The organism is Brevibacillus laterosporus (assembly GCF_030489605.1).
In the GTDB taxonomy this organism is placed as follows: domain Bacteria; phylum Bacillota; class Bacilli; order Brevibacillales; family Brevibacillaceae; genus Brevibacillus_B; species Brevibacillus_B laterosporus_E.
In genome coordinates this window covers 67,824-81,117 of the sequence record NZ_JAUKFY010000011.1, presented here as the reverse complement: position 1 = coordinate 81,117, position 13,294 = coordinate 67,824, and the positions used below count along the sequence as shown (strand labels likewise).

Annotated in this window: 12 protein-coding genes; 5 read left to right on the top strand and 7 right to left on the bottom strand. The window is 41.9% G+C overall.

Going from position 1 to position 13,294, the window contains the following annotated elements:
- Window positions 1–124: 124 nt before the first annotated feature.
- The 3 genes from QZ995_RS13645 to QZ995_RS13635 all read left to right on the top strand — a co-directional run bounded on the left by QZ995_RS13645 (window position 125) and on the right by QZ995_RS13635 (window position 4,139).
- A complete protein-coding gene (locus QZ995_RS13645) occupies window positions 125–1,816 on the top strand; it encodes a DNA repair helicase XPB (protein WP_301807735.1) in 1,692 nt (563 codons plus the stop codon).
- 228 nt (window positions 1,817–2,044) lie between these two features.
- Window positions 2,045–2,614, top strand: coding sequence for an RNA polymerase sigma factor (locus QZ995_RS13640; protein ID WP_301807732.1), 570 nt, complete (start codon window positions 2,045–2,047; stop codon window positions 2,612–2,614).
- Complete coding sequence (locus QZ995_RS13635) at window positions 2,595–4,139, top strand: hypothetical protein (RefSeq protein WP_301807729.1); 1,545 nt, start codon at window positions 2,595–2,597, stop codon at window positions 4,137–4,139. The genes QZ995_RS13640 and QZ995_RS13635 overlap by 20 nt, the downstream gene beginning before the upstream one ends.
- Window positions 4,140–4,222: 83 nt before the next feature.
- Here the strand turns inward: QZ995_RS13635 and QZ995_RS13630 are convergent, their stop codons facing one another.
- Both QZ995_RS13630 and QZ995_RS13625 read right to left on the bottom strand, forming a co-directional pair.
- Complete coding sequence (locus QZ995_RS13630) at window positions 4,223–5,203, bottom strand: ABC transporter permease (protein WP_301807728.1); 981 nt, start codon at window positions 5,201–5,203, stop codon at window positions 4,223–4,225.
- Complete coding sequence (locus QZ995_RS13625; protein ID WP_301807725.1) at window positions 5,196–6,143, bottom strand: ABC transporter ATP-binding protein; 948 nt, start codon at window positions 6,141–6,143, stop codon at window positions 5,196–5,198. Before QZ995_RS13625 ends, QZ995_RS13630 begins: the two co-directional genes overlap by 8 nt.
- A 176-nt stretch (window positions 6,144–6,319) precedes the next feature.
- Here QZ995_RS13625 and QZ995_RS13620 point away from each other — a divergent pair, with 176 nt between their 5' ends.
- On the top strand, window positions 6,320–7,132 hold the full coding sequence (locus QZ995_RS13620) for a GDSL-type esterase/lipase family protein (RefSeq protein WP_301807722.1): 813 nt from the start codon (window positions 6,320–6,322) through the stop codon (window positions 7,130–7,132).
- 83 nt (window positions 7,133–7,215) lie between these two features.
- Here the strand turns inward: QZ995_RS13620 and QZ995_RS13615 are convergent, their stop codons facing one another.
- A complete protein-coding gene (locus tag QZ995_RS13615) occupies window positions 7,216–8,439 on the bottom strand; it encodes an MDR family MFS transporter (RefSeq protein ID WP_301807720.1) in 1,224 nt (407 codons plus the stop codon).
- Window positions 8,440–8,662: 223 nt separating this feature from the next.
- Here QZ995_RS13615 and QZ995_RS13610 point away from each other — a divergent pair, with 223 nt between their 5' ends.
- Window positions 8,663–9,718, top strand: a complete 1,056-nt coding sequence (locus QZ995_RS13610; protein ID WP_301807717.1) for a ketoacyl-ACP synthase III — start codon at window positions 8,663–8,665, stop codon at window positions 9,716–9,718.
- Window positions 9,719–9,755: 37 nt separating this feature from the next.
- On the opposite strand, the gene QZ995_RS13605 is transcribed toward QZ995_RS13610, so the two are convergent.
- The 4 genes from QZ995_RS13605 to QZ995_RS13590 form a co-directional block, all read right to left on the bottom strand.
- A complete protein-coding gene (locus tag QZ995_RS13605) occupies window positions 9,756–10,451 on the bottom strand; it encodes an SdpI family protein (protein ID WP_301807714.1) in 696 nt (231 codons plus the stop codon).
- A 71-nt stretch (window positions 10,452–10,522) separates the two neighbouring features.
- A complete protein-coding gene (locus tag QZ995_RS13600) occupies window positions 10,523–11,362 on the bottom strand; it encodes a YtnP family quorum-quenching lactonase (RefSeq protein WP_301807712.1) in 840 nt (279 codons plus the stop codon).
- A 250-nt stretch (window positions 11,363–11,612) separates the two neighbouring features.
- Window positions 11,613–11,909, bottom strand: coding sequence for a hypothetical protein (locus QZ995_RS13595; protein WP_031412369.1), 297 nt, complete (start codon window positions 11,907–11,909; stop codon window positions 11,613–11,615).
- 626 nt (window positions 11,910–12,535) lie between these two features.
- Window positions 12,536–13,204, bottom strand: coding sequence for an MgtC/SapB family protein (locus QZ995_RS13590; protein ID WP_366919698.1), 669 nt, complete (start codon window positions 13,202–13,204; stop codon window positions 12,536–12,538).
- Between the last annotated feature and the right edge of the window lie 90 nt (window positions 13,205–13,294).

Sequence of the window (13,294 nt, the reverse complement as noted above, 5' to 3'; positions counted from 1 at the left end):
GGTACTTCTATTGTAACCTGAGCCCTTGATTTTGAATCAAAAACGAGAGTTTTCCCCTGCTTTTCCCTTTCGTCCCCAAATATGGTACCATTGGCAATATTGATACCGCTATGAGGTGACGAACGTGTCTTTTCAACCCCATTTACCACTAATTGTACAAAGCGATCGGAGCATTTTAGTTGAAGTGGAGAACCCCTTATTTGATGAAGCAAGACAAGCGATTAGTGGCTTTGCTGAGCTTATCAAAAGCCCAGAATATATACATACCTACCGTCTAACTCCACTTTCTTTGTGGAATGCGGCGGCAAGTCAGCTACAAGCAGAGCAAATCCTTGAAACACTCAGCCGCTACAGTAAATATGGACTACCCCCTTCTGTTGCAGATGAGGTTAAAAGAGCCTTTGCGAGATACGGATTGATCCAGATGCATGCCTACGAGGATCAAATCGGACTGACAAGTACTGACCCACTTATTCTGGCAGAAGTTATGGGCTACCAATCTATGCAGCCTTATATAGAAGAAAAACGTTCGGAGAGTCTGTATATCCTGAAGCCGTACTCACGCGGACTAGTAAAACAGGCTCTCATTAAACTTGGCTATCCTGTGCAGGATTTAGCCGGCTATCAGGAGGGTGAACCGTGCCCGATGCAGCTTGTCTCCTGCGATAGCGCAGGAACTCCTTTTGCCCTGCGAGATTATCAGCTAGCTGCCGTGGATGCCTTTTATGCCAATGGTACTGCTTATGGCGGCAGTGGTGTTTTGTGCTTGCCCTGCGGAGCTGGAAAAACCATCATTGGAATCGGTACCATGTCACGCTTTGAGACGGCGACTCTCATCTTAACAACAAGTACAACATCTGTCCGACAGTGGATCAACGAAATCATAACAAAAACCACCCTGACCGCTGACATGGTAGGCGAATATACTGGTGAACAAAAAGAGGTGCGGCCTGTTACCGTTACCACCTATCAAATGGTGACTTCGAGACAGCGTGGCTCTGAAGAGTTTCCCCATATGAATTTATTTACGGATCATAACTGGGGACTAATCATTTACGACGAGGTTCACATGCTCCCTGCTCCCATTTTCAAAATGACCTCAAGCATTCAAGCCAAACGGCGGTTAGGGCTAACTGCTACTCTAGTACGTGAGGATGGAAAAGAAGATGAAGTCTTTTCCCTGATCGGTCCCAAAAAATACGAAATGCCATGGAAAGCGTTAGAAGCTCAGGGCTGGATTGCAACGGCCCTCTGTAAGGAAGTCAGACTGCCACTTCCTTCTATTTATCGCGAGGCCTACGCCTTTTCCGGCACACGTGAGAAATATCGACTGGCAGCGGAGAATCCGATTAAGGTGGACTGGGTGCAAAAGTTGCTGAGGCTGCATAAAGACGATCATATCCTAATAATTGGTCAGTACATCAAACAATTAGAATCGGTGGCCAACTCACTAGGCCTACCGCTCATAACAGGTAAAACACCTGAGGAAGACCGCGGTCGCTATTATGAGATGTTTAAGCGTGGAGAAATCAAACAGTTAGTAATATCTAAAGTGGCCAACTTTGCTGTAGATTTACCTGATGCCAATGTTGCGATTCAAATCTCAGGTACATTTGGTTCTAGACAAGAAGAAGCACAGCGATTGGGTCGTATCTTGCGTCCTAAGGCAACCAACCAAGCCTATTTTTATACACTGGTGTCACGGGATACCCGTGAACAGGAATTTGCTAGCAAACGCCAAATGTTTCTATTAGAACAAGGTTATCACTATCAAATCATCGAATCTGATGAAGAGCCTGAAAATATTGGAGAGTAAAGCGTAAGACATGTCCCAATCCTTTCCTAGTTTTTGTAACGTTTTTTTCCTTAAAAAAATGTTAGAATGGGATGGAATCTGTACATGCATCAGCTTTTTATTAAGGCTACCCATACCGTTCGATCATGGAAAAACACTGGAAATATTTATGGATAAAATTCAAAAAGACTAACTGAAACGTTTGAAAACAACGTATCGTCAGATGAAGTGAAGGGAGGCAATACTTCGATGCAAGCCGACAGTGAAATTGTACAACAGGTTTTGCAAGGGGACGTCGAAGCTTTTCGTGACATTATTCAAAAATACCAGCATATGATCTATATCTTCATATATAAGATGGTAAACAACAAGACAGACGCTGAAGACCTGACACAAGAGGTATTTATCAAAGCTTACGAAAAGCTGAACACCTATCGAGGTGAAAGTCAACTATCTACGTGGCTCCATACTTTAGCAAGGAATCGTACCATTGACTTTCTCCGGCGCCGGAAGTTCCATGATACGGATGAACAATTGGCTTTCGTCCCTTCAGGAGTACAGAATGAATTACCACAAGAATCGCTTTTGCGAAAAGAACAACAGAAGACCATCGCCGAAGCTTTCGAACAGCTATCTGACTCCTATAAAGAAGTTATTGTGCTTCGTTGTACGCACGAATATCCCTTTGATAAAATAGCTTCCCTGCTTGGGGTAGCAGAGTCTACAGCACGGGTTCGATATTTACGAGCAAGGCAAGAATTTGCCAAAGTGTTAACGAAAATGGAAGGAGGACTCGTACATGAATTGCCAGGAATTTAAGGCAAAATGGACTAACACTGTTGACGACGATATCGCTCTTTCCCATTTAGAAACCTGTGATGAATGCTTGGCTTGGCTAGAGAATGAATGGTCATCTAGAGAGGAAAACCTGTTCCTAAAAGAGATTACACAACCTTCCATTGACCTAGAAGATAGCATTATGAATAAAATATACGCCTCTCCCCAACATCATGGAGGTTCTAGTCAATCTGAAAAAACAGAGCCGGGGATCATTCCGCTTGCAGTAGCTGATGAAATTCAGGTGAGCAGCAAGCCGTTCAAAGCGAAACGCTTTCGATTCTTTTCGTATCCAGTCTTGGGAGCCGCTAGTGTACTTCTGGTCATGGGTCTTGTAGGCATTCAAGCTTTAAATGGAGGTTTTACAGGTAGCGCTGATAATACTGGTACGGAGCAATTGCCATCTCCACAGGTAGCTTATGCACCAATTCCTGAGGGGTCAACCTCCTACATGGCAGAGACACCTCAAATGGAAGCTAAGCATCCTTCCAACGAGAGCGGATCACCTGAGACTGCAGCACAAGCATCTGAGTCAAAAGCTGCCTCACAAGAAAAATTACAAGCAGTTCCTGCAACTAGCCTGAAAAAAGCCGAAGGAACATCAGAGAGCAAAGACAATAAACCAGCTAGAAGCGCCAAAGATACTGCGGTAGCTCAGGTCAAGAAATCCCAAGCCCCTTCCGCAGACTCAACAATCGCTATGCTTGATAATGGTAAACAAGCCGTTCAACAAGAACAAAATAATAAGTCAGCTCCGTCTTCTCTGCTCGCTTCACGCTCGCTATCTCCAATGCAAGCAGCATCCAAGGGGAATACAGTAACAGCTTCTGGGACAACAGAGAACAAAGCTGATCAAAATTCTGGCTCAGAGTCTACATCCTCTGATCAATCCGAAAAACTACATGACATAGCAGTAGCACCCACTGAAAATCAAGGGGGCGCAGCAAGTCTAAATAATTCCTTAACAGCGACTGAAACCCCGTCCGTATACGAATCTGAGGTAGAGTCAATTGGTGAAGTAACAAGCGAAATGTTCAGCCAAGAGACAGAGAAGGAAAAAGAGAAACCGCAAACCTTCTCCAGCTTCACCTCCTTGGAAAAGGCAAAGCAAGCCTCGGATATGCCGCTTGCAGGTATAGTCAAAGCAGATTTTAAGCTCGCTTCTGTTGCTATACATTACGAATCAGAAACAAGTAAACATGTTACTTCTCAAACATCTATCTATCGACATGGTGACGCTCAGATTAAGCTAGAAGTACTGCGCAATGACACGCCAAAACGTACTTTGTCCATTCCAGGAACCTTTTCTGGGTCTCCGCAAATTTTCTATGTCGGTACTGATAAAGCAATTGGGGTAACTTTCGACTCTCAAGAAAAAAATACAATGCAGCATGCAGTGCACCTTATTACCACGAAATCCACCCAACAGCTCTATGTAATTGCAACAGCAAAAGGAATGAGCCTGCAGGATTTAATGGATACTGTAAAAACCATGAATTGGCCATAGCTTGATGCTGTCTGCCAAAACCAATAAAAGAACCCTCTAGCCACAGGAAAAAAATGGCTGGAGGGTTTTTGATTATATCTTCATTATGTAACATCTTGTCTAGTAAACACTACATACGCAATCACTAAAGAAGCAACTCCCCAAACAGATAATACTCCAAGAGAAAAGGGCAGGCTCATCCCTTTAATCGGTGGCAAGCTTCCCGCTAAATATGTCGTAAGCTGTAAATTTACATTAAACAAATACTTCGCTTGTTCCCACGTAGAGGCCATTTGAGTTAAAATAGCCCCGCTAATAAGAGCAGCCATCATAATCCCCATGCCAGCAGCTGTGCTTCTCACCAAGACGGAGATCATCAACGATATGGTACCCACCACTACACAAACGAACCAGCCTAATCCATATTGCATTAAAATATATTTCCATTGATCCAATACAAATACCTGTGAGGTTTGCAAGACTTCTCCTGTCGCTTTAAAGCCTGTTAAAACAGGCATTGTCCACCCTCCATAACCAAAGACGAGTCCTGAGATAAGATACGCTAGTACCAGAGATAACAGTAAGGTCAAGGAAGTGAACAAGAGGAGTGTTAGATATTTACTCGTCAGGATTTTCCAACGTTTGACCGGCCTTGTCAGCAACAGTTTAATTGTCCCTTCACTAAATTCTGAAGATACGAGATCAACTGCTAAAATCACAATAATCATCGGTAGAAACAGTCCAACAGATTGGTCCATAAATCCACGTGCAAATGTGACTGCCCCTGGTGCTGAAGGATCAATATCATGATCTAAATAGTACTGCTGCAACTGTAATTGGGTTTTCAGAAAATCCTTCCATTCGGGAGGGATGCGAGTGGAAGCCAATCTATTTTGGGTATCTACTATCTTTTGCTGAAGAATGGTACGCCAGTCATCTGTACCAATTTGTGCTCGAGCCACCTCTACTGATTGATATTGCGCATATGTAAACAACGGAATCAAAATAAGCAATATGAGGACCACCACATAGAAGCGTTTGCGTCTGACTAGCTTTAGGCTCTCGTTATATACCAGATCAACCATGCTTCCCCTCCTCATCTACTGATTCATCTTGGGTTAGCGTAAGGAAAAGGTCTTCCAATGTAACAGCCTTTTCTTCAATGCCAATAACATCTACTCCTGCATGGATAAGGGAACGGTTAACCTCAGCAATTTTGTCCGTATCCATTCGACACTTCACTCTGCCGTCTGACAAAGCCATAAGTTCATATACATAGGGGCTTGCCTGCATCAGCTCAACAGCTTTCGGCAAATTATTATCTCTAAATTTCCAATTCACCTGATCCGCAAATTGATCCATTAATTCTTTAACGTGGCCAACTGAAATAACTCGTCCCTTATTAATAATGGCTACCCTATCACACATAAGCTCAATCTCACTAAGCATATGACTGGATATAAAGACGCTGATCCTCTCTTCTAGCGCTAAGCGGCGTATAAACTGCCTCAATTCACGAATACCTGCCGGGTCCAATCCGTTGGTAGGTTCATCTAAGATAAGTAAGCGGGGACGATGCAGCAATGCTTGTGCAATTCCTAAACGCTGACGCATACCTAACGAATATGTTTTTACCCGTTCGTGAATCGCTTCCGTCAGCTCCACCTGCTCTACAACTTCACGAATTCTTTCAGAGCTTACCTTTTTACTCATTCGGGCAAGCATTTCTAAGTTCTCTTGTCCTGTTAGAAAGGGGTATAATTCAGGGTTCTCCACAATACATCCGACCTGATCAATTGCCTTCAAAAAATGGTTTTGCAAAGAGTATCCACCAATTTTTATCTCTCCCCCATCAGGTTTGGTAAGCCCGACCAACATGCGAATCGTGGTTGTTTTTCCAGCTCCGTTAGGTCCAAGAAAACCAAAAACCTCCCCTGCTCGCACATCAAAGGTAATATCATGGATCAGTCGTTTTTTCTTTATTGATTTTTGTAAACGAGCAACAGAAAGAACAGTGTCTGCCACATGTCTCCCACCTTTCTCTTTATATTTATAAGCAGAGGATTTCTTATTCTTTCACAAGGAAAGCTTCCTCATGCTTTTTCTCCCACAGAAGCCTCTCTGGTTTGATCACCAATCGGAATGGTACAATAGAAGTACAGCGTAACAAGAATACCTCATCAAAGATAAGGAGGTTCACTGTGCTAAGCACTAAAAAACATCCGTTAACGAAATGGCTTCTGCTACTGGCTTGCTTATCTTTTTTTGCTTTATTAGCCGGCTTCTGCTTTGCGTTTACGCCAGTGCATTTAGCTGATAAAAGCACATCTGAGCTTCAAACCCCCAAAGACGACCAAACACCAGAAGCTCCTCCTCCTGCTATCCTGCCCACTAGAGGCACATTAAAAGTGGTAGCGTTGGGTGACTCCTTGACACGCGGGTTAGGAGATTCAAGCGGATTAGGCTATATTGGAATCTTTAAGCAAAAGGCTGAAAAGGAGCGTAATCAAAGCATTCAGCTAAGCAATCTGGCTATCAGCGGCAGTGAATCAGGAGATTTAGTGAATCAATTGAAACAAACGAATGTTAAACGCCTGATTTCCGAGGCCAACCTCATATTGTTTACGATTGGAGGGAATGATTTGTTTCGTCAAAGCGGCGGTATATTTGAATTTGACCTTGAAAAACTATTGGACGCTTCAACCCAGCTTACTATCAATTATGAAGCCATTGTAAAACAAATTCGATCGATAAATCCAGAAGCACCCATTTTTTATACCTCTCTCTATAATCCCTTTGGCGATACAGAGTTCAAACAAGAATCAAGTACCCATGTTCAGGAGTGGAATAATGAAGCTACCACTATCTCGGCCCGTTATTCTAACGTGTTGGTGATCCCCTCCTACGACTTATTTTGGAACAAGGAGAAAGCCTATTTATACACGGACCATTTCCATCCGAATCATGCTGGATATGAGCGCATAGCCGATCGGATTATGCAGGCAATAAAATAATTCGATTGATGACTATTTTACTTACATAAAAAACTGTCGAGGCCTCCTGCTCCCCGACAGTTTTTTTATTTGTATTCATTTTCCTACCGAGTCATCGTCATAGCTTGACCTGTACGAGCAGTATAACAATTGCGTCCTAAAGTATAGAACAAAATACTGAAAAGCGTGATACAGGAGATAACCGTAAACATAATCGTTCCATTGTATATTCCCAGTATATATCCTCCTAGCACCGGGCCTAAAAATTGTCCTAAATTATGAAAGCTTTGGGCGCCAAAATAAGTTCCTCTCATCCCCTCAGGTGCTAAATAGTCAATAAAAACGGTGGAAGCAGGGAAGGTTAAAATCTCCCCTATGGTAAAGATGCACATGGAAAGCATAAAAGCCAGCCAATTCGATGAAATCCCGAAGCCGAACAAACCTATCGCATACATGATTGTTCCCGTTACAAGACTAAACAACGGGGTCTTTTTCTCAGCCCATCTGGATAAAGGAAGCTGCAAAGCAACTACCACGATGGCATTTAAGCTCATCAGATATGAAAATAGGATGGCTCCGTCAACGAACATTCCCTGAACGAATTGAGATAGGGTCACAGTCATTTGAGAATAGCCCACGGAAACCAGAATGCCGCCGACAATAAAGTAGCGTAACGCGACATCCTGACGTACCACATTCCAGGCCGAAGCAAATGTAATTTTTTCTTTCTTTTGACCCTCAATTTGTTTTATGCCAAATTTATGTAACAAATATTGCAGGCTGATGACATAAAGCAAATATATCATGGCCGTAACAATAAACGGGAGGGCCCCGCCTAGTAATGCTAAATAAGCCCCAAGCAGAGGACCAACGGAAACACCGATGTTAATAGCCAGATAACGCATGGAAAATACCCGAAAGCGTCGCTCCGGCTCTGTTAAGTCTGCCATGAGTGCTTGCGATACAGGCTCGTAAAAGGAACGGCAAAATCCCGCCAAAATGTTAAGCAAAATAAAAAAGATTGCGCTTTTTCCAATCGCAAATCCTAAAAAAACAAGTACCCAGGTATATAATGCCCACAGCATAATTCTCCTTCGCCCAAATACATCAGACAGCGTTCCTGCAATAAATCCTCCCACTGTAGATGCCAGAGGCCCAGCCCCAATAGTAATTCCAATCATGACCGGACTCAGATCAGTTGTCTTGGATAAATGAATAGCCAAAAATGGCATACTCATAGAACTAGCGGCTCGCACAAAAATCGTACCGATAAGTAAGGAGTGTATTATAGGGTGAAATTCTTGCCAGTATGCTCGTAGTCTGTTCATCTTTTACTCCCCTTTATCTATATTTATCTTTTTTGGATAAATCAAATTGTAGGAATATTCAAATGAAAAGTCAATGACAGCTCCCTATTCTTCTATATGAAAAATTTGATTAGGATTATCTAAATATGTAATGGGGATAAACTATTGACTTTCTTTATTTAGTATCTGATACTAATATCAGATACTAAAGATTTTTATTTAAGTAAGAAATGGGGTCATATTGATGTCGACTTACTCGAAACCTTTTTCCAATTCTACTTCACATGATTTTGGGTCGCTTGCCTTGTCGTCTAAAGCCCGCATCACGGCTATAGGGTCGTACGTTCCAGACAAGCGACTTACTAACTTTGATTTAGAAAAATTAGTAGAGACTAGCGATGAATGGATTGTTAGAAGAACTGGCATGCGAGAGCGACGCATAGCTGAACCCGACCAATTTACAAGCGATCTTTGCCTACGAGCTGTCCAGCATTTGCAGCAAGCATATGATAAAGAAATAGAGGATGTTGATTTCATTCTTGTATGTACAACTACCCCAGACTATCCTTTTCCAAGTGTAGCTAGCCAATTACAGGCTAAGCTATCGATTCGTTTTGCGGGAGCGCTTGATATAAATGCCACATGCGCTGGTTTTGTCTATGGATTACATCTAGCTAATTCTCTGATAAGCAGTGGTCTGCATAAAAAAATACTTGTGGTAGCCGGAGAGACATTATCAAAGGTGACTGATTACTCCGATCGTAATACCTGTGTTTTGTTTGGGGATGGCGCCGGTGCAGTGCTTGTTGAACGTGATGAACAGAATCCTAGCTTCCTGCATTCTTTTATGAGCAGTAATGGTAATGGCGGGATTCATTTATATCGTTCAGGTCTTTCTAACCAAATGGGAGATGTAGAGCTGCTTGGAAAGGGAAATATCTATCAAAATGGTCGGGAATTATATAAGTGGGTAGTCTCTCAATTGCCTCAGGGAATGCACCAACTGGTTGGGGCAAGTAATTTCTCATTATTGGATGTAGATTGGTTCGTGCCACACAGCGCTAATTTACGCATGATTGAGTCGATATGCGAAAAAAGCGGATTTCCGTTAGAGCGAACGTTGCACAGTTTGGAATATTTCGGAAATACTTCCTGCGCTACCATCCCGCTCGCTTTAGATGCGGCTTTATCAAACGACCAAATTAAACAAAACGACACGGCTATTCTTTACGGTTTTGGCGGCGGTTTAGTTCAAGCCGCTTCGCTTGTGCGTCTGACTTTAGATAAACGTCAGTCCTAATGGTTGCGAGATGTAAAAAAGCCATCCCCTTCGAAGCCTAAGCTTCTAGGGATGGCTTGTTCTGTTTTCCTTTACCTCGCCGGAAATATAAATAGGAATAAATATAGGTAGACAGAATTGTTAGGCACACGGAAGAAACGATTAACAATAAGCCCAACCATCCTGGCAAATACGGACATAGCAGATAGACTACGCCTGTCAGCATCCAGAATACGGACAGCTTACGATGAGTATGAACCCAAACCTCCTGTTCCGTTTTCGTCCAGGACGTACGCATACCCAACGGATGCAAATACGATATCCACGGCAATAAATAGCCATAAACTAACAAAATAATGCCTACTATAATCATGCTATACATTTCAAGGCCTATCGGAATAAATAAATTTTGCAATATCAATAAGCAATACATTGTACTAAATATTACTGCTTGAGCTATTCGTAATAAATCAAAGCAAATCTCCATCTGTCTCGTCTGTCGCTCACGTTGGCGAGAAATCGTAATAAAGGCTCGTAACAAAATGGGAGCAACGATTTGGACAAGACTAAAAATAAGGAGAAACAGCAGCTTATCCTGATAGTATCCGGTCTCATTCCCTATCCTCATCGCTACTAACAGCTTATCGGGCATTTGGGTGTAAAAACCGATCGCCGCAATAATTGGAGACATAGTGATCAGCACCAGCATAAAATCAAGCCAATACCACACTCTTTGCGTACGATGCAATTGCATGTTGTTTCACCGCCATTCTTCCTATTAGAAACCTGCCTCTATTCTTTTAGAGGGGGAAAAACTAGTGATCATTAGATCGGTATGGATTGAAGCATCTCACCTTGGTCATTCCATTTCACTGCTCGATACTTGGCATCATGGTAAAACGTAAACCATGCTTGTTGAGCTATCATTTCCTTCAACCATTTTTCCTTAGCATAGATAGAGGTCATTGGATAATCATCATAGGCCATGACCCATAGCGGGTTCTGATGTGCATGCGTAGGCATAATATCTGCCATATGGCAAGCCTTCTCGCCTTTACTTTCGACCAAAATAATAGCATGTCCATCACTGTGACCGCCCGTATGCACCATTTTTATGCCTGGAACAATCTCTTTTTGGTCGGCATACGTGCAAACTTGCTTCTCGATGGGCCGCCAATTGTCTTCCCAATACGTGTTTTTAGACCGGATATTAGGAGATCGCATTTCATTCCATTCAATTTCGTTGATAAAAATAGTAGCATTAGTAAATGTGGAATAGAGACTGCCGTCCTCTGCCACACTTACTAATCCGTTCGCATGATCATAGTGCATGTGGGTCATTAGGACCAAATCAATGTCTTCAAATTGTAAACCGACTTCTTGAAGGGATTCCGACAATTCGGATTCTTCAACCAGTCCAAAATTACGTTTTTGCTTCTCATTTAAGCGATTTTTCCCCATTCCCGATTCGATCAGTATATTTTTTCCGTGGACTTGTACAAGAATCGGATCAGAACGAAGTGGAATTTGATTCTGTTCATTTGAAGGGTAGCGTTTACTCCATAAAGCCTTCGGGACAACTCCAAACATCGCTCCACCGTCTAACTGGGTCATTCCACCTCTCATCCACGTTAGTTTACAATCACCAATTTGCAGTGTATTCATGCTACTCCTCCTCTATCCCATTTCTCACGCAAAACTCTTATCTCTACGTTACACCAAGACAGCTTTCTGGTAAAGAAAACTTCCTTGATTAGATTGATTTGTGGATAAACCTGAAAAATTTTGTAGGTAAGGAAAGCCTGATAAAGTAAAACCTATGACACAATCATCGAATTATTCCTATCTGTTAAACATCCACGAAAAGAAAGGCACCCGATGGAGGGGTGCCTACGTTGCATATAGACTATTGTACCTACTTTTCTTGAAAAACAACCGTTTTTGATAACCCAATTATTTCTACTGCATAATCGCTAGATACTGCTTCCATGATAAATTGAAATTCTCCATTTGATCTGCGCAAGATCATTTGTGCTATTTTTTCTGACTTCTTAAACAAACTGATAGCATGGTCATTTTCTGGATAGCCATCCCTGGTTGCTATGAATCGACAACCTGCAGGCAAACAGAATCTCCAACCTTTTACCCGAATATTCTGCTGTTGTGCATGAAGAAAATGACGCTTCCCTAATAATATCATGTGCTCGCCCATTTCCACGCCACCTTCGCCCTAAAGGGCTATTAAAGTTATTTTTATTGTGCAATGAAATCGTTAGAAAAGGAAGTGCTTCGACAAAAACTCCAATAAAGCGACAGCATAGGCAAAACACTGTAAATACTTTACATTTACAGCTAAATTTATGAAATAAATGAACAATCACTCCTTACTTGGCTCATCGAATCTGTTACTTGCAGGAGTGTAAACCCTATCTTATGTATATATTTCCAAAATTTATGCAAGGGTTTTTTTTATGATCTCCTATACATAATCATTTGGAAGGGGGTATTGTAGGAAAGCTTGTTTTCATTTACTGAAAATTCATTCTTGTTTTTCTTTTTTCTAACCAATTTTTTTCTTTATCGTTCGACATTTTCCTCTAATTTCGAGCATTTTTTCATTATCAATTTTTTGCTATTATATTTTTCCAGCGTCACTTCTTCTTACTTCCTCTCGTGACATACCTACAAAAGGATATTGATAACTTTCTCAAAAAATCCAATTATTACGTTTGAGAAAATATGAATAACCAAGTAAACTAAATCATGGATAGTCTGATATCCGCAAGTATTTGCCCGCCCAAAACATGCAGACCGGCGGGCATTTTTTTATTCCTAGGTTTATTTATCCATACGTACAAATGTAACCCCGCTCATATCTTGGATTTCTAGTAGCATGTGATTGATTTCTGTAGAAAGTTGTGCCTGAATCTGCAAATCAAGCATTGTTTTTGAGTTCTCTTCTTCATCATGCATTTCGACCTGATAGGCCGTAATTTTAACTCCATTATTCACTAATTTATCAATCACATCCCGTACGTGATTTTGCCCTTGCAAATGAACCACGAGACGCATTGTTTTTGGAAATAGCAATTGCAAGCTGCGATCTAGAATTTCCAATCCAATCAATACGAGGATTGTGGCACAAAATCCGATGCCATACATACCTGAACCAATAGCAAGCCCAATGCCTGCTGTTGCCCACAAGCCTGCTGCTGTTGTTAAACCACGAATCGATTGTTTTTGCACTAAAATAGTTCCCGCTCCCAGAAAGCCAATTCCGCTCACCACATTGGCTGCAATTCGACTTGGGTCTAGCTTGACAGAATCCCCCAAAACATCAAAAAAAGCATATTTAGAAACAATCATGATCAATGAACTGCCCACCGCTACGAGGAAATGCGTACGCAATCCCGCTGCTTTCTGTCTGCTTTTACGCTCAAATCCGATAAGTGCCCCACATAAGCCCCCCACAAATAAACGCAAGAGTAACTCCCATTCCATCGTCATCCCCCCTCTCTTCTCTATACCCTTATATGTAGTCCGTTAAAACCAGATCAGTGTCATAGTAAAAACAGCAAAAAATCTGACTCTCGTGTA

Excerpts from the sequence above, each read along its gene's own strand:
- QZ995_RS13595 (WP_031412369.1), bottom strand. The coding sequence starts at position 11,909 with ATGGGCGAGCACATGATATTATTAGGGAAGCGTCATTTTCTTCATGCA.
- QZ995_RS13630 (WP_301807728.1), bottom strand. The coding sequence starts at position 5,203 with ATGGTTGATCTGGTATATAACGAGAGCCTAAAGCTAGTCAGACGCAAA.
- QZ995_RS13600 (WP_301807712.1), bottom strand. The coding sequence starts at position 11,362 with ATGAATACACTGCAAATTGGTGATTGTAAACTAACGTGGATGAGAGGT.
- QZ995_RS13635 (WP_301807729.1), top strand. The coding sequence starts at position 2,595 with ATGAATTGCCAGGAATTTAAGGCAAAATGGACTAACACTGTTGACGAC.
- QZ995_RS13590 (WP_366919698.1), bottom strand. The coding sequence starts at position 13,204 with ATGACGATGGAATGGGAGTTACTCTTGCGTTTATTTGTGGGGGGCTTA.
- QZ995_RS13640 (WP_301807732.1), top strand. The coding sequence starts at position 2,045 with ATGCAAGCCGACAGTGAAATTGTACAACAGGTTTTGCAAGGGGACGTC.
- QZ995_RS13615 (WP_301807720.1), bottom strand. The coding sequence starts at position 8,439 with ATGAACAGACTACGAGCATACTGGCAAGAATTTCACCCTATAATACAC.
- QZ995_RS13605 (WP_301807714.1), bottom strand. The coding sequence starts at position 10,451 with ATGCAATTGCATCGTACGCAAAGAGTGTGGTATTGGCTTGATTTTATG.
- QZ995_RS13610 (WP_301807717.1), top strand. The coding sequence starts at position 8,663 with ATGTCGACTTACTCGAAACCTTTTTCCAATTCTACTTCACATGATTTT.